Genomic DNA, 20,413 nt, shown 5'->3' on the forward strand with positions numbered 1-20,413 from the left:
ACCCGTGGTGACGGTCGCGGCGTCGCGCGCCGATTGGCCAGTTTTGCTCGCTGGTCGATTGTCCTAGCCATCGCTCAATCCCAGCCCGTCGACAAGGCGTCGATCAGCCTCCTGCCAGAACTCGGCCGGGAAGAAGCCGGGTGAAAAGGCGATCACGACGTCATCGATGCGGGCTGCAATATCGGGTGGGCTCAACACGCGTGTCAGCTCATCGATCCGTGCCATGATGACGTCTCGTGGGGGATCAAGCGGCGACGCGTGCAGCGACCAATCGCTGTCCCCATCATAACGATTGTTGAAATAGTCCAAGTCGATATGCAGAAGATAACGCCGATCCTGCGTGTCAGCGAGCCAGTCTTCGATGTTTGGGGTCAACAGATATGTCGACGGCCCGGTGCGCGGCTCCAAATCTCGGAGCGTCACGGACGGACGGCAGGCGAGCGGGTCAAGCAGGTTGTCGGAAACCAAGCCCGGCTCAATTCGGAAGATCTTGGTGGACTGAGCCTTCGGCGGCTGGCAGAGATGCCGAACCTCGCATCCGGGAAAGCGATGCAGGAAAGGGGTCATAAAACTTCCCATGCCGATCGCGCCGCTGGTGACGGCGTTCGTCACGGAAATGGGATCCGACAGAGTAACCGCGTTGCCGCCGATCATATCGGACCAGCCATCCATTTCGACCCGCAGGCGCGGTGATCCGAGGTCGCGATGATCGTCGATATGTAGGATGACAGGCTGCCGTTCGGGGTCGGACTGACGCGTCATCCATTCGCTCCAACTCGCCAGTGTCCAACTGTCATAGAGGCAACGCAAGAGCTTGCCGCTTCTGCGTTGTGCCGCGAACGTAGTCTCATACCGCACATCCCCGCCCCACCAGGCAAGACCGGCGGCGAGGGCGGGATCCACATGACGTTCCGGATCGGCCGGCCAGGCCAGGCTCAGCTCCCATCCGTCGCCGCAATCGATAGCGTGTGCATCAATATCACAGAAATAATCGCGAAGGGCGGCATGGCGCTTGCCGGGCTCGGAGGGAAGGGAGCCCAGCGCGATTCGCATGATCAGGCAGCGACCGGCGCCTGGTGGCTGACCGCCTCCAGGACATCAGTCAGGGCGCGCCCCAGTTCCGTCAGCTCGCATTGACGCAACGTCGCAACTCCGAGGTTGAGGTTGCGCTCGGTATCGCGCAGTTGTTTTGTTGCGCGCTCCTTCATATGGGCAGGCCCGTGGGCGAGGATGTGCTGCCATAGGCGATGCAGCTCAACGAAGACGAAGACAGCGTGAAGCAATCCTGACGGAGGCCGAAGGTCGGCCCGCCATGGAGAGACTACCCGAGGCGCAAAGCGGCTAACGGTGGGGCCTAAGCGTTCGAGCAGATAGAGCTTCTGATGGCGATGCTCGTGGACTAGCGAGTCGGCGAGATCGAAGGGATCGATCAGCTTTCCGTCCTGCATGACCGAGACGAACAGGGTTCCAGGCACGGAATCGTCGCTGAAGGAGACGATCTTTTCCGGATCCGCGGTCGGATCGCGGACAAACTGGACCGCCTGGCACGCTAGCAGCATTTCCTCGGCAAGAGCCGGACGCCAGCTGCGGACGATTTCGAAGGCTTCTTCAACCACTTTGCGAGCAACCGCTGCAACATTCTCACGTTCGAAAATGATCTGGTCTCCGAATGGCAGCTTGAGCCAGGCATCGTTCTGTGCGACGTCCCATTTGATAGCCGCGCTTGGGGCATAGGAATTCAGGACATCGACGAGATAGGCGATGTCGGCAAATATCGGCTTACCGTCGACGTCGTGTATCTGGCGGCCCCGCGCCTGCGCAAGAAACGCTTGGCTCCAGGCGACCATTCCGGGCCGTCTCGCAAGGCGTGCGAATGCATCTACGCCAAGCCCGGCGAGTTCGCGGGCGATCTCTGTTGCCTCAGGTCCGGTCTTTTCCAGCTCAGCCAACACCTGACGAAGTCGTTCGGTATAGGTCAGGTCGGCATCCGCTCGAAGGACTGCCATGGCCGGGCCGGCGGTCTCCGCCCGCTCGAATTCGCTGAGATTGAAGGTTTCCGAAAGGCGGTTCGACAGATCCTCTTCCTCGGCGGTCAGATCCTGCACGAGGCGCGCTTTGACATGTGAAATCAGCGCAAAGAGTTCCCCGCAGTAAGTCGAGGGGTTGTTGAATCCATCGGCGCTGAAGCGGTGAGGTACCGATCCACCTCCGCAGATGTCTACGACCTGGCAGCTGAGACAGCTTTCGCTGAGGCCCTCCTTGTTGAGAAGAGCTCGGTGCCGCTCGATTACCGGAGAGGCAGCTGCTGCGCTAATTGCCATATCCCGCACAGAGCCATGCAGATCGGAAATGCCATCGCCGACGATCTTCAATACATCCAGATCGTGATAGCCGCCGTCTGTCTCGATCGATAACAGATTGACGTCACCGAAGCCAAAGGCATCTGTCGCCGAGGGCAAGCCCGCCGCGGCGTCAAGGAGAGCTTCGAAGGTTCGGAGCGGTATGTGAGGATAGCGATCGAACCAGCAGTCGAACGCGCGGATGAGCCAATCTTTATAAATCTCAGGCTCGGCCTCCCGACCAGGCGGTGGACGCACATGATGAGCGTCTGGCAGCAGCAAATCGAGCTTCGGCGGGTTGATGTCGTTGAAAAAAGCGAGAAGGTTCTCCGGATCAGACTTTGCGTCGATCACCGCGATGACACCAGCGAAAATCTTGGGATGGGCCTCTAGTCGGTGATAGGCTTCCATTACCCTATCAAAGCTTGACCGCCCCTTGCGCGTGGAGCGATGCCGATCATTGTCGACCTTTGAGCCGTCAAGACTCAATGAGACCGAAATGTCGGCTGCGTCGAGCGCTGTCAGAACCGCGTCGGTGATGAGCAGACCGTTTGTCTGCATCGCGAAATCCAGTTTTACATCCGGGCCAACGGCATGACGCAACTGTTCAGCAAAGTCGGTAATGCTTCCGACTCCGGCCAACAGAGGTTCGCCACCATGAAAAATGATGACGGCTCGTCGCAGCCCCTCATCTTCCACGTATTCCGCCAGACGGTCGGCAAACGCCTGCTTTATATCAGGAGACATAGTTTTGGGCATGGATCTCCAGCTCTGATCGGCGTGGTGATACACGTAACAATAGTCACAATCGAGATTGCAGCGTGAGGCTATCTTGACCAGGAACGACGTAATGCGCGCGGTCACGGCACAGCCGCTCTACTAAGAACGATTATGCCGATGATGCATGCGGTCGTAGCTAGTGATGACTTCACTCGTCTCTGCATTGGCAAGGACGCGGCTACGTAAACGCTGAATAGCCGGGTTAAGCGATTCACTGCGCAAAACAGAGGCCTTCACAGCGTCGTCAGCGACTTTTTCTTCCTGCAGAACGTCAGACATCTTGGATCTCCGATTTGCAATAGATTCAAGGTATACGGTTCGCGCAAAGTTGCAATCCCTTCAAAGCACAATCCCGATCTGAAAATTATTGGATCGTCGCATTGGAAATAGTTGCAAGGAGGCGGCGCTAGCATTGGAGACATGGAAGCTAACGTTCATATACTTTGAACTTGTCGTGAAATCAGAAGTCAGTTCATTTCCGCAGCCTGCTATTATCACCCTTTTGATATTACTGAGTTTTGAGCGGCGCGGTAAGATGTTCTCGGTTCGATTCCGTTCAAGAGCCGACAGTTCCCGACGGATCGGTGCTTGTCGCTTACTCTGCGGGAACTCCGGCCACATCAATCAAACCGTTGCCTTGTTGCGGCGGCTCCGCGCGCTTGCGGCCATGCGTGGAATAGAGCGTCAGGCCAACAAAGGTAAGGCCCCCGACGAGATTGCCCACAACCGTGGGAATCTCATTCCAGATAAAATAGTCCATCATCGAGAATTTGCCGCCAAGCATCAGGCCGGATGGGAACAGGAACATGTTAACGATCGAATGCTCGAAGCCCATGTAGAAAAAGAGCATGATCGGCATCCACATGCCGATGACCTTCCCTGATACGGAAGTTGACATCATCGCAGCGACAACGCCTGTCGAAACCATCCAGTTGCAAAGCACGGCGCGGATGAAGAGCGTCAGCATGCCGGCCGCGCCGTGCGCCGCGTAGCCCAACGTGCGACCTTCACCGATATGGCCGATCTTCTGTCCAACCTCGTTGGGAGGCTCGCTGAAGCCGAAAGTAAAAATGATAGCCATCATAGCTGCCACCATGAATGCACCGGCAAAGTTACCGATGAAAACCAGCCACCAATTGCGCAGCACGCCGGCCGCTGTAACACCTTTTCGCTTATCGATGAGGGCAAGCGGCGCAAGCGTGAAGACGCCGGTCAAAAGGTCGAAACCCATCAGATAGAGGAGGCAGAAGCCAACCGGAAACAGTATGGCACCGGCCAACGGTTCCCCCGTCTGCACGGTGATCGTAACCGCAAAGGCCGCAGACAATGCGAGAATGGCGCCCGCCATGAAGGCCCGGATCAGTATGTCATGCGTGGACATGAATATCTTTGCCGTTCCGGCATCGATCATTTTCACCACGAACTCGGTTGGATTGACGTAGGACATTTCAGCTCGTCTCCCTGAACAAAGTCGTTGGATCGAGCGGAGCACGCTCTTCCGATTAGATCGAGTTAGAGATCATGGCGGTGATGCCCTCTCAAACCAGTAGGCATGTTGGCGTCGAACTCCCCTCGCGACGCGCCCGTTGTCAGGCCGCGTTCTCGGGGATACTCGTTGCCTCACTATCAATTACGGTCTGCCGTATGACGACTTTGGCAATCTTTCCGGTTGCTGTGTGAGGAAGCTCCGAGACGATATAGACGTCGTCTGGAATGGTCCACTTAGGAACTTTGCCGTCATAAAGAGGGGCCAGATCACCTCGCGTGAATTCCGATCCCGGCATGAGAACGGCAACCAAAACAGGTCGTTCGCCCCATACCTTATCCGGCCTGGCAACGACCGCCGCCTCCTTGATCGCTGGATGCCCTTGGGCAATATTCTCCAACTCAATTGAGCTGATCCACTCGCCGCCTGATTTTACGAGGTCTTTGGTGCGATCCACGATTTGCACGAACCCATCTGGATCCATCGTGACGACATCCCCAGTATCAAACCAGGCGTCCGCCGCGTGGCCGGCGCTTTCCGGAGCGTTGAAGTAGGACTTTGCTACCCAGGGGCCACGGACCTTCATCGAGCCGATATCTTTGCCGTCCTTGAGGATCTCACTTCCGTCCGAACCCTCAATACGGAATTCCATTCCGAACACCGGTCGGCCTTGCTTTATCTGCAGGTTTCGTTTGTCCGCGTCCGAAAGATAAGAATGCTTGCCTTTCAGCGTGGCCGATAGGCCAACTGGGCTCGTTTCTGTCATCCCCCATGCGTGGTGGACTTTAATTCCCTTGTCCTGCCACCGAGCAACCATGACAGGCGGTACCGCCGACCCACCGATTGCAACGCGTTCAAGCTTTGCGAACTTTTGATGTTGCGCGTCGGTCCAATCCAGTAGACTGAGCCAAACCGTCGGCACACCTGCCGCAAACGTCACCCCCTCTGCCTCAAAAAGAGAATACAGGCTGGCGGGGTCGAGCCGTGGTCCTGGAAGGACAAGCTTTGCGCCTACCATCGGCGCAGCATAGGGAAAGCCCCATGCGTTCACATGAAACATGGGAACAACGGGCGCTACAACATCACTGGCTGAGAAACCCAATACATCGGGGGCACAGATAGCCATTGCGTGAAGCACGGAAGATCGGTGGCTATACAGCACGCCCTTGGGGTCGCCGGTCGTGCCAGACGTATAGCAGAGACCGGAGGCTGTATTCTCGTCAAACACGGGCCAATCGAACGCCTCGGCACCCCCAGCCAAGAACGTTTCGTAACACATCACGGCAGGGAGCGCCGAAGACTTCGCCATGTGCTCTTCATCGGTCATCAGGACCACTGCCACCATCTTTTCGAGTTTGTGCGCAAGTTGCTCAAGAATTGGCAGGAAGGACGGATCGGCAAAGATCACCCGATCATCGCCGTGATCTACAATGTAGTCGATCTGGCGGATGAACAGGCGAGGATTAATTGTATGGCAGACAAAGCCGGAACCGGAGACGCCATAGTAGAGTTCCATATGCCGAAAGTCGTTCCATGCGAGCGTCCCCACCCTGTCGCCCTGCCTCAATCCCAAATTCACCAACGCGTTCGCAAGCGCTTGACTGCGACGGTGGAGGTCAGCGTAGGAATAGCGGTGGATACCTCCCTCGGGAGTGCGAGAAACGATTTCCGTGTCGCCATGATAGCTTGCGGCATGCCGCAGCACTGACGATAGCAGCAAGGGATAATCCATCATCAATCCGTGCACGTCGATCTCCTCCCCTAGCTCACTTATCGGCTCTGAGGACTGCAGATCGCTGCATCCGCCACATCATCGATTATCGAGAGAAGCTGTTTCGTTCCCGCAATCAATTCAGATTCCAGGATCGTCAGCGGCGGCATCAGTTTGATGACCTCGTCAAAGGGGCCGCACAATTCGACAATGAGCCGCTGCTGATAAGCTTCCACCTTGACTCGAGCAGCGAGCACGGGATCCTTGACGTCAATCCCCTGCATGAGGCCAGTTCCCTTCGGTTGGAATGGCCGGTTGTCGCAGTAGTCCGTCAGCAGGTCCAGCAAGAGGCGGCTCTTGCGCCGGACCTCGCTCTCGAACGCATCCTCACCCCAATAATGCTCGATCGCAGCAGCGGCAGTGACGAAAGCGTGGTTGTTGCCGCGGAATGTTCCGTTGTGTTCTCCCGGTTGCCAAACATCCAGGTGTGGTTTCAGAAGTACCAACGACATCGGCAATCCGAAACCCGACGCAGATTTCGCCATCGTGACAATGTCGGGGACGACGTCGTAGTCTTCGAAGCTGAAAAAACGTCCTAATCGTCCGCAGCCGGCCTGAATCTCGTCGACAATCAGTAAGGCACCATGTTCAGTCGCAATGGCTGCGATCTTCTGCAGCCACCCGCGACTTGCTACGTTCAGGCCGCCTTCTCCTTGGACAATCTCAAGGATGATCGCAGCCGGTTTGTCTACCCCACCTGAGGGGTCATCGAGCTGGCGTCTGAGAATGTCGGCGGTGTCGATATCTGGCCCAAGGTAGCCGTCGTAAAGCGCTCGATGAACTCCCGTCAGCAACGGAGCTGACGATCCTCGATTGTAGGAATTCGCTGTAAGCGCCAACGCTCCCAGGGAACAACCGTGAAATCCGTTTGTGAAGGCGATGACGTTGGTTCGTCCCGTCACCTTACGCGCAAGCTTTATCGCTGCTTCGACCGCATTTGCACCAGTCGGGCCGGGAAACTGCATGCGATAGGAAAGCGACCGAGGCACAAGGACCCGCTTGGCAAAGGCTTCCATAAACGCATTTTTCGCCGTTGTTTTGAGATCCAGCCCCAGCGTAATTCCGTCGGCAGCGAGATACTTCAAGAGGGCCGACTTCAGGATCGGATTGTTGTGTCCGTAATTAAGTGAGCCACATCCGGAGAGGAAGTCGAGATACTGCCCGCCTTCTTCCGTCACCAGGTGTGAGCCTCTCGCGGCTGAGAAGGTCGCCGGATAGGACCGGCAATAGCTACGAACTTCCGATTCTGCGCAATTCAACACCTGGTCCATCCCAGCCTCCCTTGATTGAAATTCCCAATTAGTGACTGCTCACTTCCCTTTCGCTAGCGCGATGCCTGATCCGACGACAATGGCGAGGCCAGCGAACACCCAGACGTCCGGCATGTCTGAGAAGACAAGGTATCCCAGCACGGCGCCCATAATAATTTCGGTATAGGTAAAGGGTGCGATCGTGCTCGCGCTTGCCCGCTCGAAAGACTTTATAATGAGGAGGTGCGCAACTGCCGCCACAATGCCGGTGGCAATCAGCAGAACCCATTGCCCAGGCAGCGGATTGGTCCAATAGGGGATAACTGCGAAGGAAGCGATCACCCCACCAACGAGCCCAGTATGATAGACGGAAACGACTGCCGGCACTTTTGTATCAATGAAGCGCGTCAAGAAGAGGAAAAGCGCATAAAAGAAACCGGCGAGCAATCCGACCAGGTACGCCCAATGCCATGCGACGAGCGTCGGCCGTGTGGCGACGAGGATCCCGATGAATCCAACCAGAACGGCCAGCCATTGATAGGACGATACCTTTTCCTTCAGGATCACAGCCGCCATCAAAGTCAGGATAAACGGTTCGACGAACCAAAGTGTCAGCGACGTCGTCAGCGGGAGATAGTGGATTGTCACATAAAACAATGCCACTGCGGCGAACAGTGCAGCGCTTCGCAACACCAACATCGCCGATAGAGTCGGCCTGAGGTATCGCGGACCGTAGACGACGGACGAATAAGCACCGGTAGCGATACAGTGGAAGAAAAATCGGCCCCAAATGACCTGAATGATTGGCAAGCCTAGCGAAAGATATTTGGCCATGATGTCGGAGAAGGGCAGAATTTGAAGTGCGGCGACAATCGTTAGAATGCCGACGATCTCCCCCGGTCGCTGGATGACTGCGGTGTTTCTTGTCTCAAGCATGGGCGTGCTCTTTCTCTATCGGTAGGCCGGTCAGACCAATTGCGTTCATGGTGTCCGATTGGATGACCGACCATTCGCCGATATCCAGGAGATATCGATTGAAGTTGTTTTGATTGGTGTAGATGTTCCGAAGCCAGGTCTTCGTGTCGATCGTGAGAATGACGCAGACCAAACCGTTCATGCTGTCGACGTAAGTGTCGCCAGTTTCGATGAAGCCCATCTGTTTCATGGACTTCAAAGGACTGATAGTCATATCGCGATGGCAATCGGCGAGGACCACATCGATACCATTGGCGATTGCATGATGGAGGCATGCCTTCACCATACAACCGTAGACGCCGAACGGTGCTCCCGGAAAACGTTTGTCCCTGAAGTCCGGCATAACCATCAGGCGCTGCACTTCGACGACCTTTGGCTGCCGGCTCGAAAGGGTGCGCACATCGACTGCGTCAGTAATGTGGAAGCCCATCTCATGCGCTTTGACAATGCGCATGGTGCCGATAGGGAGCGCGTCATTGAGCCACGCGACATAATAGGTCGAACGATCGTGGAAGCCGTCGTTGTACGGATCTGCTTGGGCGCTCAACCATCCAAACTCGTTTCCGTACACCGTGCGCCATAGAGAGGTGACCCCCAGCATATCTGCTTCAGTGTTCGCCAGCCGGGTTACAACAGAATCCTGGGACATGCCTTCTCCTATCTCGATTGTCATGGGGATCACCGTCTCGAAACGTAGAGAGAATTTAGGCCCGGAGACGTTCCGGTTCGAAGTTTTTGAAGTGCGTCTCGAATTCGTCTTCGTTGACGAATGCGCCATTGAACTCGTAGACCCCGCACTCCATCGTCGAAGCGTCCATCCAGAGATAGGAAGGCATCGGCGGTAATTCGGTGCAGTAGGGCGCTTTGTCGAGCCCCATAAGGATCAGGGCAGCGCGGGCCACGATCATGTATTGGCCAAGAGGAGGAGCGAGAGACAGGATGGGAACATTGCCCGTATCCCGCATGTAGTCGTAGATCGCATCCTTGCTGGGGAAGCGCGGCAAGAACGACGCCTGAAGCTTCACCAGCTTGTCGACCACCTCTTCGGTTTGTTCCGCGTCGGCCGGGATCCCGTAGAAATCCTCGAGCGTCAAACCATCTTGAGTGAAGTGGTAGACGTTTGCCCCCCACCCGACCACCGTGCCTGCAACACAGCTCTTGCAGGTTGGGCTTTCACGAAACGCCTTGTGCATGTCGTAACGCTGATCGACGAGGTAAAAGTCGACGCAGTCGACAAGGAGATCGCAGCCTTCGACGAACTCCTTCGCGACATGCTTCTGCATTCCCTCCGGAAAAATCTCGACAGTCACATCCGGCATTGTCTGATGAATGAGTTCGCCGACGACGATCGATTTATTGTGTCCAATCGTTTCGGGAGTCGCCCCGAGCTGACGGTTGATGTTCGTAACCTCGAAGCTATCGGGGTCACAGATTTTGATATGCCCCACGCCGAGACGTGCGAGCATCATGGCGAGGCCACCACCCAGTCCACCAGCACCTGCCACGCCGACCACAGCATTGGCAAGTTTCTGCTGCGAAAGCGTCATTTGTTCGCGACCAACGCCAAGGAACAGTTCGTTCCGCTTGGTCCGCTCCCGGTAGAATGCCGGGTCCTTCTTCCCTTCAAGCGTAATGATGCGCGGCTTCTTTTGCATGACTTCCTCCATTGTTGTCGTGTTCGTCGAGAAACAGTTTCGTGTAGCGGTGCACTGCGTGGCGGCATCGCTCGAACATCATCGAATGCGTTCCCTCAGGGAGCTGGAGATATAGTTTCTTCGGGCTTGAAACTCTCTCAAACATCCGCTGGCAGCTCGCGGCCGGCGTCAGATATTCATCCCACTCTCCGCGGATGATGAACGTCGGCATCGTCAGTCGGCTTTCGTCGAAATAGACGTCGTCCCAGGCACTGCTGATATCTACCGCAAAGCCCATAGGTGCCTTGATAGGCTCGCCAATCTTGCTCCGGTCGCCGTGCACACGCTCGCTGTAAACAGCAGCCCAATTGCGAACGAAGTCTTCTTCGAGCGGCGATGGCGTTCCGGCCGGCCGATCATCTCGCAGCAGGACGAACCTGTCCTCAGCACTTACCGCGAAGTGGGAGATCGGTGGCAGCGACGGTGTCCCGAAGTATTTCTGAACAACTGCCGCGCCCATACCGGATTGCCGTGTAATCGGGCCGTGAAAGGTGATGCTCTGCACCTTTTCGGGATACGCGGTCGCATAGTAGCCGGCGGGAATTGCCCCGCGTGAGATCGCTATAATGTGAACTTTTTCTGCGCCGTTTTCCGCCCGGATCAGGTCGACGACTGCGTCTATTTCAGGAACAAGCCTCTCGCCAGTTCCGAACTCGCGAGGATCAACGCCGGCGTCCTCGATAACTGGTGGGTATGGGTCAGACTCTCCGTAACCGAGGAGATCGATCCCGTAGATAGATCTTTCGGAGGCGGCCAACGCATCGAACCAGGATCGCCCATCGATGCGAAAGGCGGATGTCATCAATGTTGGAACGGTCGCACCATGAAAAAACAACACCGGTGTGCGCTCAAACCCAGGTTTATTAGAAGAATGCCGGACCAGCGCGAGGTTTGCTGCATGGAATACACTTGGGACTGGGGATACTATGCAGCCTGAAAGTTCATCGAAACGTTCTCGCACGCCGGCTCTCCTCAAGCGGATCTCGTTCTTTATGCTTTCACGTTAACTGGACAAATTTACTCATGGAAATTTAAACGACTGATAGTTGCATCAGCGCTTCTGATAGTCCCCCGCGATGTTACGCGGTTTTACAACTTGTAGAATGAGCGTAAGATGGCACTATGCCTGCGCCACCGGATGCAGCGGTGCTTAAGGGAGAGGTAAATGTTGCAAAATATCGAGACCAGCCTTCTTAGGACATTTGTCACGATAGCGAATACAGGAAGCTTCACACGTAGCGCCCAAATCCTCTTCCGTACCCAGTCCGCGATAACCATGCAAATGCAAAAGCTGGAGGAAATTCTGGGCTGCAAATTAACATACCGTTCCGGAAGATCGCTCAGCTTGACGGATGAAGGTGATGCCCTCCTACCGTACGCGGTTGAAATTCTACGGTTGAATGATGAGTTGCAGTCCGATCTCAAATCGATGAAGCAGCGAGAGGAGATCCGCGTGGGAACATCCGATGACTATGCTGTTATATTGCTTCCCGAAATCCTCAACGAGTTCTCGGCTGCACATCCGAATGTTACAATGACCGTGAACTGCTCGAACCGTGACCAAAACCTCGAAAAACTTAAAAAGGGCGAGATCGACATTCTTCTCACGCCAGTCATGGCGGACGAGCAAATGGGAGAAACTCTCCGAACGGAGAGATTGCTATGGGTAGGTTCCTCAGAAACCGAAATCAGCGATTCTGAACCGGTTCCCTTGACGGGTTTTCCGCTCGGGTGTGTTTGCCGCGACGTAATGATTCGGTCGCTGAATCAAAACAATCGGGAGTGGAAGTTCGTTTATTCAAGCAATAGCATCGTTTCCATCCACTCAGCGATCCTCTCTGGCCGAGTCGTATCCGCCGTCGAGGAAAGTACAATTCCACATGGAGGAAGCATCATAGATGGGAGGTTTGGATTGCCATCGCTGCCTCATGTGAAAATCTCGGCGCTACGCAATAAAGATCGCCAAAATAGGATTCATGATCGCTTTTACGAGCACATGAGGGAGAGTTTAAAACATCAGGCTCATGCCCCGACAGGGCGGAAAGGCGGCGGATATAGCTCAGCGCCTTTGCCTCAAATTGCAGGCCTCGCTGCAGCCCACGTTCCTCCGATAGCGTAGTCGTAAAGCCCCATGACACTGCCCTCGGTTCGTCGTGCTGAGGCCCGCGATTGTCGAAGGATTTCTCAGGTCTGTCCTACTCGATAGGTTGCCCAAAACTGCGCAGTGTCTTCAACGGATTCCTTAAAAAGCGGCGAGGCAAGGGCACCAGAGATTGAGCTTTTTGATCTTGCCGCGTTGATCTGCCGTTCTTCGGCTGAGGCGGACCCGCACTACTGCGCACACTGCTAGCAGCCCGACCGTAGCGCCGGACAGCATAAAGTCGATTATCAACCGGGTCGTCAGTTCCAATCCCATCAAGGCGTTGGGCTCTTTGCTGTCCGTACTGCACCGCAGGCAGTCCAGGCGAATTCTTCGATCCTAGGTTTAAAAGGCTTCAGGAAAAATCGTTTGCGCTGTATCATTCCGCAGAGTGCCGATAAACTGATAGGCAACTTGACTTTTTTCTAGGCAGGCGGTCGGTCAGCAGTCCAGTCCGCAGACCAAAGGCCACAACGGTTGAATAAACAATTCAACCCGCTGATAGGCGTAGAACCGCCCCACAATCGAAGAAGGCAGATCAATGGGCCAGTTGACGTCGGGCGAACGTAGTTTGGGCGCGGCCATTCTTATCATTATGGTCATTCTAGGCATTGCCATGGCTGCAGCAGGTCGCGCCGACACGATGGGTGTGCATGGTGCGATCGTCCTTTTCTACAGTTTGGGACTTCTGGTCCTGCTGATGTCGGGGAGCTTTGGGGCGGAGCCGGACCCGGCCAGATTTACGCGCTACTACGACGATCCTATCAAGGTCGGGGTCGGCTTAACTCTCGCCTGGGCGATTTTCGGAATGTTCATCGGCGTTTGGGCTGCCTCCCAGCTTGCCTGGCCAGCCTTGAATTTCGACACATCCTGGGCAAGTTTTGGACGTATACGCCCGGCCCACACCAATGGTGTCATATTTGGCTTTGGCGGCAATGCGCTGATCACCACGTCGTACCATGTGGTTCAGCGCACATCTCGCGCCCGTCTTGCCGGGCAGTTCTCGCCCTGGTTCGTGCTGTTCGGTTTCAACCTCTTCTGTCTCATTGCCGTGTCGGGTTATTTTCTCGGCGTGACGCAGTCCAAGGAATATGCCGAGGCCGAGTGGTATGCCGATATCTGGCTGGTGATCGTATGGGTGACTTACCTAGTGCTCTACGTGCGCACGCTGGCGCAACGCAAGGAGCCGCATATCTACGTGGCCAACTGGTATTATCTGGCGTTCATCCTCGTGGTTGCCATTCTCCACATCGTCAACAATCTGGCCGTGCCGATCTCCTTTGCCCATTCCAAGAGTTATACGATCTGGGCGGGTGTCCAGGATTCCATGGTTCAATGGTGGTATGGGCACAATGCCGTTGCGTTCTTCCTGACGGCCGGCTTTCTGGGAATGCTCTATTACTACCTGCCGAAGCGGGCGGATCGGCCTATTTTCTCGTATCGCCTGTCGATCCTAAGCTTCTGGGGCATCACCTTCTTCTACATGTGGGCTGGATCCCATCATCTGCACTACACGGCCTTGCCGCACTGGGTGCAGAATCTCGGGATGACCTTCTCTGTTATGCTCCTGGTCCCATCCTGGGCCTCGGCCGGCAACGCCCTGCTGACGCTTAACGGCGCCTGGCATAAGGTGCGCGACGACGCAACGCTGCGCTTCATCATGATGGCGGCGTTCTTCTATGGGCTATCGACCTTCGAAGGCTCGTTCCTGGCGATCCGCCCGGTCAATTCGCTGTCCCATTATACCGACTGGACCGTTGGCCATGTGCATTCGGGCGCTTTGGGATGGGTGGCGATGATCACGTTCGGTTCGCTCTATACGCTCGTTCCGGCAATCTGGAAGCGGGAACGGATGTACTCGGACACCCTTGTCGAGGTCCACTTCTGGCTCGCGCTGATCGGCACGCTGATCTACGTCTTTGCCATGTGGAATTCCGGAATTATCCAGGGACTGATGTGGCGGACTTATTCCCCGGACAACACGCTGGTCTACTCGTTCGTCGACAGCCTGGTCGAAATGTATCCCTACTATATCGCCCGTGCCTTCGGCGGCCTGCTCTTCCTGCTCGGCGCGATTGTTGCGTCCTACAATGTCTGGATGACGGTCAGGTTGCCTCGGGTGGTGTCGGATGACTCCCGGGAGGACCTGCCGCTTGGCGCTGGTCAATCAGACCATGTCGCCCACCCGGTTGCGGAGTAAATCATGTCAGACATGCACGGAAAGCTCGAACGATCGGCAATCGGTTTCATGCTGGCAATTATCGCAGCCGCCAGTGTTGGCGGCATCGTCGAAATCGCACCCCTCTTCACCATCGACGAAACCGTCGAAGATGTTGCCGACATGCGTCTCTACACGCCCCTGGAACTGTCGGGTCGCGACATCTATGTCCGCGAAGGCTGTTATGCCTGCCATAGCCAGATGATCCGCACCCTTCGCGACGAAGTGGAGCGGTATGGGCCCTATTCGCTTGCGGTCGAGTCCCAATATGATCACCCGATGCTGTGGGGGTCGAAGCGGACCGGACCCGATCTTGCCCGTATCGGCGGCAAATATTCTGATCTTTGGCATGTCGCGCATCTCAACAATCCGCGCGATGTCGTGCCGGAATCCAACATGCCTTCCTACCGTTGGTTGGGCACAACGCCGCTTAAGCTCGAGGATCTGCCGCTGAAGCTGCAGGCCCAACGAACTGTCGGCGTTCCCTATACCGAAGAGATGATCACCAACGCCGCAGCAGACGCCTATGGGCAGGCGATGCCAGACACCGATCAGGCGTCCGGGGTTTCGGAGCGCTACGGCGAGGCCACCCAGGTCTCTGCCTTCGATGGCGTTACGACGACCGTTACCGAGATGGACGCACTGGTCGCCTATCTGCAGGTGCTCGGCCAATTGACCAAGGCAGCCTACGAGAACACCGCCGCTCCGGAACAGATGCCCGATCCGACGAATTGAGGACGCAATGGATATCAATCATGATACTCTGGTCGAAACCGCCAAGACGTGGGGTCTGTTTTACCTGATCGGCTTTTCGATCTGCGTGATGATCTACACGTTTCTGCCGTCCAACAGGCAACGCTTCAAGAATGCCGAGGAGCAAGTTTTCGACAAGGAGGATCGGCCGTGGATCTGAAAGACGTCGATCCGGTCACCGGGCGAAAGACGACGGGCCATGTCTGGAACGGCATCCGCGAGTTGGACACGCCGATCCCCAAAGGCGTGCTGCTGTTCCTGATCGTCACCCATCTTTTCGCGGTTCTATGGTGGTTTCTGATGCCGTCCTGGCCCTTGGGTGCGACATACACCAAGGGCATTCTTGGAAAAGACCAGAGAACGACTGTCGAGGAAAGCTTGGTGGAGAGTGAAGCCGCCAGAGTGCCGTGGGTCACCAGGATCGATGCCATGTCCTTTGACGAAATTCGGGCCGATCAGCCGTTGATGGCCAAGGTTCGCTCCAATGGCCACCAGCTTTTCGGAGACAATTGTGCCGCCTGCCACGGACGAGACGGTAAGGGCGGCGCGAATTATCCCAATTTGACCGATGCCGACTGGATATGGGGCGGGACTGCCGAGCAGATTGCCCAGACCTTGATCGTTGGCATCAACTCGCGGCATCCCGACACGCGCATCGGGCAGATGCCGGCTTTCGGCCGCGATGAGATCCTTGATCGCCAGCAGGTGAGGGATGTTTCGCTCTATGTCAGGACGCTCAGTGATCCTGCTGCCTCGACAGCCGAGAATATAGGACAGGTAGACACCGGGCGCGCGGTGTTCCAGACGAATTGCGTTGCCTGCCATGGAGACGATGGCAGGGGCAATCTGGAACTCGGCGCGCCGAACCTTGCCGACCAGACATGGATCTATGGAGGCACCCCACAGACCATCATCGACACCATTCACGGCGGTCGGCAGGGCCATATGCCAACCTGGGACGAACGGCTGTCGCCGGTCGAGATCAAGGTTCTGGCGCTCTATGTGAACGCTCTCGGACCGATGGAGCCCTGAATGCTTCATCATGCGACTAAAGCGGTGACCCGGTTTCAGGCGATATGGTTGCTGGTCACGGTGGTCGTTGTGGTGCTGGTCGCTGCCAATGCCCATCTGGCCTATGTGGCCATTTCGAGCCAGCCGGATTGCGTCGCCCATCTGAAGGACAAGGGCGGTCAGCCGGGCCAGTTTCGTGCGGCCAAACCGGCATGTTGAAAAGGATACGATGATGACCGGCAAAGACCATGCGCCTGTCTTGATGTCCGAGGTTTCGGATATCGAGGAAACCCGCAACATTCAGTGGAAGCGCAATCTGTCCGCCGACGCTCCGTTGCGATGGCTATCGCGCGGCTGGAAGGATTTGTGGATCAGTCCCGTCCCCAGTCTTCTCTATGGTCTGCTCGTCTTCGTCGCATCAATCGTTTTTATCGCCTACATGTTCGATACCGGCCGCGATTATTTCCTGTTCCCGGCACTGGCAGGCTTCCTGATCGTCGGACCGATCATCGCATCCGGCCTGTACCTCAAGAGCCGCAGCATCGAACTGGGCGAGCCCTTCTCCCTGCGCACGATGGTGGCGGTTCGCCCAAAGGCGGGCGCCCAGGTATTTTTTACCGGCATGCTGCTCGTCATGCTCATCCTGCTGTGGATGCGCGCCGCCGTCCTGGTCTACGCACTGTTCTTTGGCATTCAGCCATTTCCAGGTCTTGACCAAGTCGCCAACATGCTGGTGACGACGCCCACGGGCTGGGCCATGCTCGCTGTGGGTGGCTTCATAGGCTCGCTCTTTGCCGGCTTTGCCTTCGCCATCAGCGTGTTTTCGATCCCCATGCTGCTTGATCGGCGCATTGACGCCTTCACCGCCATGGGCATCAGCACGACCATGGTGTGGAACAATCTTCGCGTCACTTTGACATGGGGCGCGATCGTCCTTGCGCTGTTCCTGGCCAGCCTCGCCACTGGTCTTCTCGGGCTGATCGTCATCTTCCCCTGGCTCGGCCATGCCACCTGGCACGCTTACCGGGAGATGCGATAATGGTTGTGTTTCGTGCGGAATGTTTGTGGGCGGGCACACTGCAGGACGGAGGTCTATCATGGCGCTGGTGATGCTGGTTCTGGTGTCCGTGACAATGGGTGCCGTGGGATTGCTTGCCTTCCTATGGTCGGTGCGTGCCAAGCAATATGACGATCTGGACGGTGCGGCGGTTCGAATTCTTCTCGACGACAATGATGAAATCGGCTGAGGCGCTCAACATGCTGCCGCAGATCTTGGAGGTAGAAATGCAAGCTGGAAAAATCACAGACACCGAAAGGCATGAAGGCCCACGGGCGCCGGCAGACGATCATCGAGTGATCGTCATCGATCCGTCCGATGCGGTGACCGGAATGGGATTCGTGTTCGGGGTTGTCGGCGCGCTCGTCGGCATTGCCGCCGCCGTTTACCTGGCGCCAAGCTTCAGCCTGGCGCTCGCTGGCTACTGCATTGTGGCTGCCTTTGCCGGTGGATCGGCCGGTATTGTCACGGGAGGGCTCGTCGGAGCCATCTTCGCTGTGGTGCGCGGCGTGACGGTGCGCGCCGATTGACGCGGACGACGATCCAGCAAACGGCAGAAAATCCGATCTGCGTGTCGAGAGCTAAGCAGGGTCGGCCAAAGTCCCAGACGACATCCAAGCTCATGGCGCCGTCGACCGCACGCTTTGATGATCTGCAAGGATGAAATCAAAAACGGGCTCGGGTTTGCCCAACGCACTCACCGACAGAACGGGCAGAGTGCGAGCAGTCGCTTCAGCAGCGTCGGCTATTGCTGACGGTTCCATGGCGAGTGCACGGACAAATCGCTCGTCCCGAGACGTTGTCAGCTCCCGAAGCAGACCCGCAGCACGTCCGGCATGGCGCATTGCCGGGGTATGTTTGCCTTCGCGTATTTTCACTCCGGCGGCAGAAAGAAGGATCAGCGCTTTCAATAAGGACCGCAGCCGACTGCCCTTGTCCGCAACCTGCCAAATCCCTTCCCATGCCTCGTGTGCTTCCCAGTAATAACCATGGTTGAACAGCTCGCATCCCCATGTGAACTCTTCAGAATCGATGTCCGCAGCAGGGTGAATAACCTCAACCTGATAACTATGGCCTGCAGGATGTCGAATGGGATGTGGCAACCTGCCTGGCAGATAGGCATAATTCGGAAAACGTCTCTGGGGTAATAAACGACGACGTTTCATATATTTACCTCCGCAATGGGTGGTCATACCATATGAGGTGTGGAGCGTCGTCAGAAACAATCTGCAGTGCAAAACAGAGGCTGTTGCTGCTCTGAAGCTGACACGGCTTCAACCGACCCTTTGAGAAATTCTTATTGGTCACGCTGTGCGCAAGTATGTCCTATGTGGGATCCGACACCGAACGATCTGGCCACAGGCTATTTGAACTCTTGTTATAGGATCTGGCCAAAGCGTGTGGCAGCTTAGCTTTGAAATAACCCCTCCGACAACCGGTGACGCTGCTCGATACGGCGTAGGATGTCGAAGCTCGCAACCGACGGCGATACATGCTCGCCCTGGATCCAGGACAGCAGCGTCTTGCTGTCAACAGTTCTCGATTAAACGACCACCGCGCGGTAAAGCTGCCAGTAATTAGCAGGGTTCGCGTCATGCCCTTCGCAAAGTCGCTGAACGCGCAACAGACCATCCCATCCCCGGCCGCACCCTGGGATGCATCGATGCGGAGAACAGGCTGGTCTTTGCCGGATCTGTCCCGCCAAGGCCTCAGGGCCATATGGATCGAGCTGCCGTCTAGCCGATCCTCTTGCGCAGCAACATCGGTCCGTACAGAACGGCAAAGCCCAGGAATGCGGTGATCCACAGCACGCCGGCAAGCGGCAGCAGCACCAACGTATAATCGGGAACGATTGCCGCAGCGAGCCGCGCCAGCGCCGCAGCCACGATCGGAATGAAGATCACCAGCACGTTGGAGGCCGGCGCGTGCAGCGACTGGCCGGCATGTCCCCGCGTCGCCCGGGCCATCACGGCAAGCGTCATGGTGCCGATCGCGCCGGAGGTCCAGGCATGGACGCCGGCCGTCCGCAGGCCGCCATCGTCCAGCAGCAGGGCAAGGCCGGTCAGCACAAAGCCGAGCGGCACGAAGACGAAGGCGACATGCAGGATCGTCAGCAAGGGTTCGGCCAGCGTGCGCTCTGGCGCCCAACGGCATTGGCGGATGAACTGGGCGATCCCCGCAACGACCATCAGCAGGCCGGCAAGCGGCGCCAGGCTTTCGACCCGCACCGTCACGGGCCATGCGACCAGCGCTGCGATCGACAGCGCCATCACGGCCTGATCGAAACCCGCAAACGGCCGCGGCATGCGTCCCGGATTGTTCTGCTGCAGCCAGTTCCCGGTGAAGGCCGGGATGATGCGGCCGCCGATGAGCGAGATCAGCAGGACAATGGTGGCAATGGCGATGCGGTCGGCGAGCTCGATTCGGCCGAAGCGGTTGAACTCGTAGTGAAAGACCATTTGCGCGGCAAAGAGCAGGCCAAGCACGGCGACGACCTTGTAGTTGCGCTGATTGCGGGCCGCGACCAGTTCCCGCAGGATCAGCACTGCCAGCACCGGAAGGAAGGCGCCGGCAATCACGACGGCGGTCGTAAGGCCGATATGCTCCGAGCACGAAATCGCCAGCCGTCCGGCAAGCCAGAGGGAGAACAACAGGCCGAGCGGCAGGCCGCGCAGCGGCTTGCGGCCGGTCCAGTTGGGCACTGCCGTCAGCAGGAAACCGGCGATGATCGCCGGCACATAGCCGAACAGCAGTTCGTGCTGATGCCAGGCAATCGGCGATAGCGCCGTCGGCACATGCAGGAGACCGAGAAACCACGGCACCCACAGGGCGATCATCAGCGCCGCCTGCAGCGCGCCGAACAGGAAGAAGGGACGAAACCCGCCGGAAAAGACATGGGCGAGCCAGGGTCTGGAGCCGTTTTGAAGAGCATGTGCCAT

21 protein-coding genes are annotated in these 20,413 nt (G+C 56.9%); 9 read left to right on the plus strand and 12 right to left on the minus strand.

What is annotated here, in order from left to right; translation table 11 throughout:
- Positions 1 to 63: 63 nt before the first annotated feature.
- From RNA01_RS16980 to RNA01_RS17025, 10 genes are all read right to left on the minus strand, one after another.
- On the minus strand, positions 64 to 1,053 hold the full coding sequence (locus RNA01_RS16980; RefSeq protein WP_147181408.1) for a hypothetical protein: 990 nt from the start codon (positions 1,051 to 1,053) through the stop codon (positions 64 to 66).
- 2 nt (positions 1,054 to 1,055) lie between these two features.
- Positions 1,056 to 3,203 carry a cyclophane-forming radical SAM/SPASM peptide maturase YhhB gene (yhhB, locus tag RNA01_RS16985; RefSeq protein WP_147181409.1) on the minus strand — a complete coding sequence of 716 codons (2,148 nt, stop codon included), beginning with the start codon at positions 3,201 to 3,203 and terminating at the stop codon, positions 1,056 to 1,058.
- A 15-nt stretch (positions 3,204 to 3,218) separates the two neighbouring features.
- Complete coding sequence (yhhA, locus tag RNA01_RS16990) at positions 3,219 to 3,398, minus strand: YhhA family cyclophane-containing RiPP (protein ID WP_147181410.1); 180 nt, start codon at positions 3,396 to 3,398, stop codon at positions 3,219 to 3,221.
- 316 nt (positions 3,399 to 3,714) lie between these two features.
- A complete protein-coding gene (locus tag RNA01_RS16995; RefSeq protein ID WP_235916728.1) occupies positions 3,715 to 4,566 on the minus strand; it encodes a formate/nitrite transporter family protein in 852 nt (283 codons plus the stop codon).
- 142 nt (positions 4,567 to 4,708) lie between these two features.
- Positions 4,709 to 6,352, minus strand: coding sequence for a long-chain fatty acid--CoA ligase (locus tag RNA01_RS17000; RefSeq protein WP_147181411.1), 1,644 nt, complete (start codon positions 6,350 to 6,352; stop codon positions 4,709 to 4,711).
- A 23-nt stretch (positions 6,353 to 6,375) separates the two neighbouring features.
- The gene (gene ectB / locus RNA01_RS17005; protein ID WP_147181412.1) at positions 6,376 to 7,647 is read right to left on the minus strand and encodes a diaminobutyrate--2-oxoglutarate transaminase; all 1,272 of its coding nucleotides are present in this window, start codon (positions 7,645 to 7,647) and stop codon (positions 6,376 to 6,378) included.
- A 39-nt stretch (positions 7,648 to 7,686) separates the two neighbouring features.
- Positions 7,687 to 8,562, minus strand: coding sequence for a DMT family transporter (locus tag RNA01_RS17010; RefSeq protein WP_147181413.1), 876 nt, complete (start codon positions 8,560 to 8,562; stop codon positions 7,687 to 7,689).
- Positions 8,555 to 9,250, minus strand: coding sequence for a GNAT family N-acyltransferase (locus RNA01_RS17015; protein ID WP_170253504.1), 696 nt, complete (start codon positions 9,248 to 9,250; stop codon positions 8,555 to 8,557). Before RNA01_RS17015 ends, RNA01_RS17010 begins: the two co-directional genes overlap by 8 nt.
- A gap of 55 nt (positions 9,251 to 9,305) precedes the next feature.
- Positions 9,306 to 10,256, minus strand: coding sequence for a ThiF family adenylyltransferase (locus RNA01_RS17020; protein ID WP_147181415.1), 951 nt, complete (start codon positions 10,254 to 10,256; stop codon positions 9,306 to 9,308).
- The gene (locus RNA01_RS17025) at positions 10,225 to 11,256 is read right to left on the minus strand and encodes an alpha/beta fold hydrolase (protein WP_147181416.1); all 1,032 of its coding nucleotides are present in this window, start codon (positions 11,254 to 11,256) and stop codon (positions 10,225 to 10,227) included. Before RNA01_RS17025 ends, RNA01_RS17020 begins: the two co-directional genes overlap by 32 nt.
- A 204-nt stretch (positions 11,257 to 11,460) precedes the next feature.
- Between RNA01_RS17025 and RNA01_RS17030 the strand changes: the two genes are divergently transcribed.
- From RNA01_RS17030 to RNA01_RS17070, 9 genes are all read left to right on the plus strand, one after another.
- Positions 11,461 to 12,414 (plus strand): LysR substrate-binding domain-containing protein, encoded by a 954-nt coding sequence (locus tag RNA01_RS17030; RefSeq protein ID WP_147181417.1) that lies wholly within the window; start codon positions 11,461 to 11,463, stop codon positions 12,412 to 12,414.
- A 562-nt stretch (positions 12,415 to 12,976) separates the two neighbouring features.
- Positions 12,977 to 14,635, plus strand: coding sequence for a cytochrome-c oxidase, cbb3-type subunit I (ccoN, locus tag RNA01_RS17035; protein WP_147181418.1), 1,659 nt, complete (start codon positions 12,977 to 12,979; stop codon positions 14,633 to 14,635).
- A gap of 3 nt (positions 14,636 to 14,638) precedes the next feature.
- A complete protein-coding gene (gene ccoO, locus RNA01_RS17040) occupies positions 14,639 to 15,388 on the plus strand; it encodes a cytochrome-c oxidase, cbb3-type subunit II (protein ID WP_170253505.1) in 750 nt (249 codons plus the stop codon).
- 7 nt (positions 15,389 to 15,395) lie between these two features.
- Complete coding sequence (locus tag RNA01_RS17045; protein WP_147181420.1) at positions 15,396 to 15,566, plus strand: cbb3-type cytochrome c oxidase subunit 3; 171 nt, start codon at positions 15,396 to 15,398, stop codon at positions 15,564 to 15,566.
- A complete protein-coding gene (gene ccoP / locus RNA01_RS17050) occupies positions 15,557 to 16,438 on the plus strand; it encodes a cytochrome-c oxidase, cbb3-type subunit III (RefSeq protein WP_147181421.1) in 882 nt (293 codons plus the stop codon). Before RNA01_RS17045 ends, ccoP begins: the two co-directional genes overlap by 10 nt.
- Positions 16,439 to 16,636, plus strand: coding sequence for a hypothetical protein (locus RNA01_RS17055; protein WP_147181422.1), 198 nt, complete (start codon positions 16,439 to 16,441; stop codon positions 16,634 to 16,636).
- Positions 16,637 to 16,649: 13 nt separating this feature from the next.
- Positions 16,650 to 17,456 carry a DUF2189 domain-containing protein gene (locus RNA01_RS17060; protein WP_147181423.1) on the plus strand — a complete coding sequence of 269 codons (807 nt, stop codon included), beginning with the start codon at positions 16,650 to 16,652 and terminating at the stop codon, positions 17,454 to 17,456.
- Positions 17,457 to 17,514: 58 nt separating this feature from the next.
- Positions 17,515 to 17,664 (plus strand): cbb3-type cytochrome oxidase assembly protein CcoS, encoded by a 150-nt coding sequence (ccoS, locus tag RNA01_RS17065; protein WP_234617868.1) that lies wholly within the window; start codon positions 17,515 to 17,517, stop codon positions 17,662 to 17,664.
- 10 nt (positions 17,665 to 17,674) lie between these two features.
- Entirely contained in the window at positions 17,675 to 18,004 is a 330-nt protein-coding gene (locus RNA01_RS17070; protein ID WP_235916715.1) for a hypothetical protein, read from the plus strand.
- Between the two features lie 90 nt (positions 18,005 to 18,094).
- Here RNA01_RS17070 and RNA01_RS17075 read toward each other — a convergent pair whose 3' ends face one another.
- Together RNA01_RS17075 and RNA01_RS17080 are read right to left on the minus strand one after the other, a co-directional pair.
- On the minus strand, positions 18,095 to 18,640 hold the full coding sequence (locus tag RNA01_RS17075) for a DUF309 domain-containing protein (protein ID WP_147181424.1): 546 nt from the start codon (positions 18,638 to 18,640) through the stop codon (positions 18,095 to 18,097).
- A gap of 570 nt (positions 18,641 to 19,210) precedes the next feature.
- On the minus strand, positions 19,211 to 20,413 hold the full coding sequence (locus RNA01_RS17080) for an NnrS family protein (protein ID WP_147181425.1): 1,203 nt from the start codon (positions 20,411 to 20,413) through the stop codon (positions 19,211 to 19,213).

Origin of the sequence: Paenirhizobium naphthalenivorans (assembly GCF_007992095.1) — a bacterium.
GTDB classification, from domain to species: Bacteria; Pseudomonadota; Alphaproteobacteria; order Rhizobiales; family Rhizobiaceae; genus Allorhizobium; species Allorhizobium naphthalenivorans.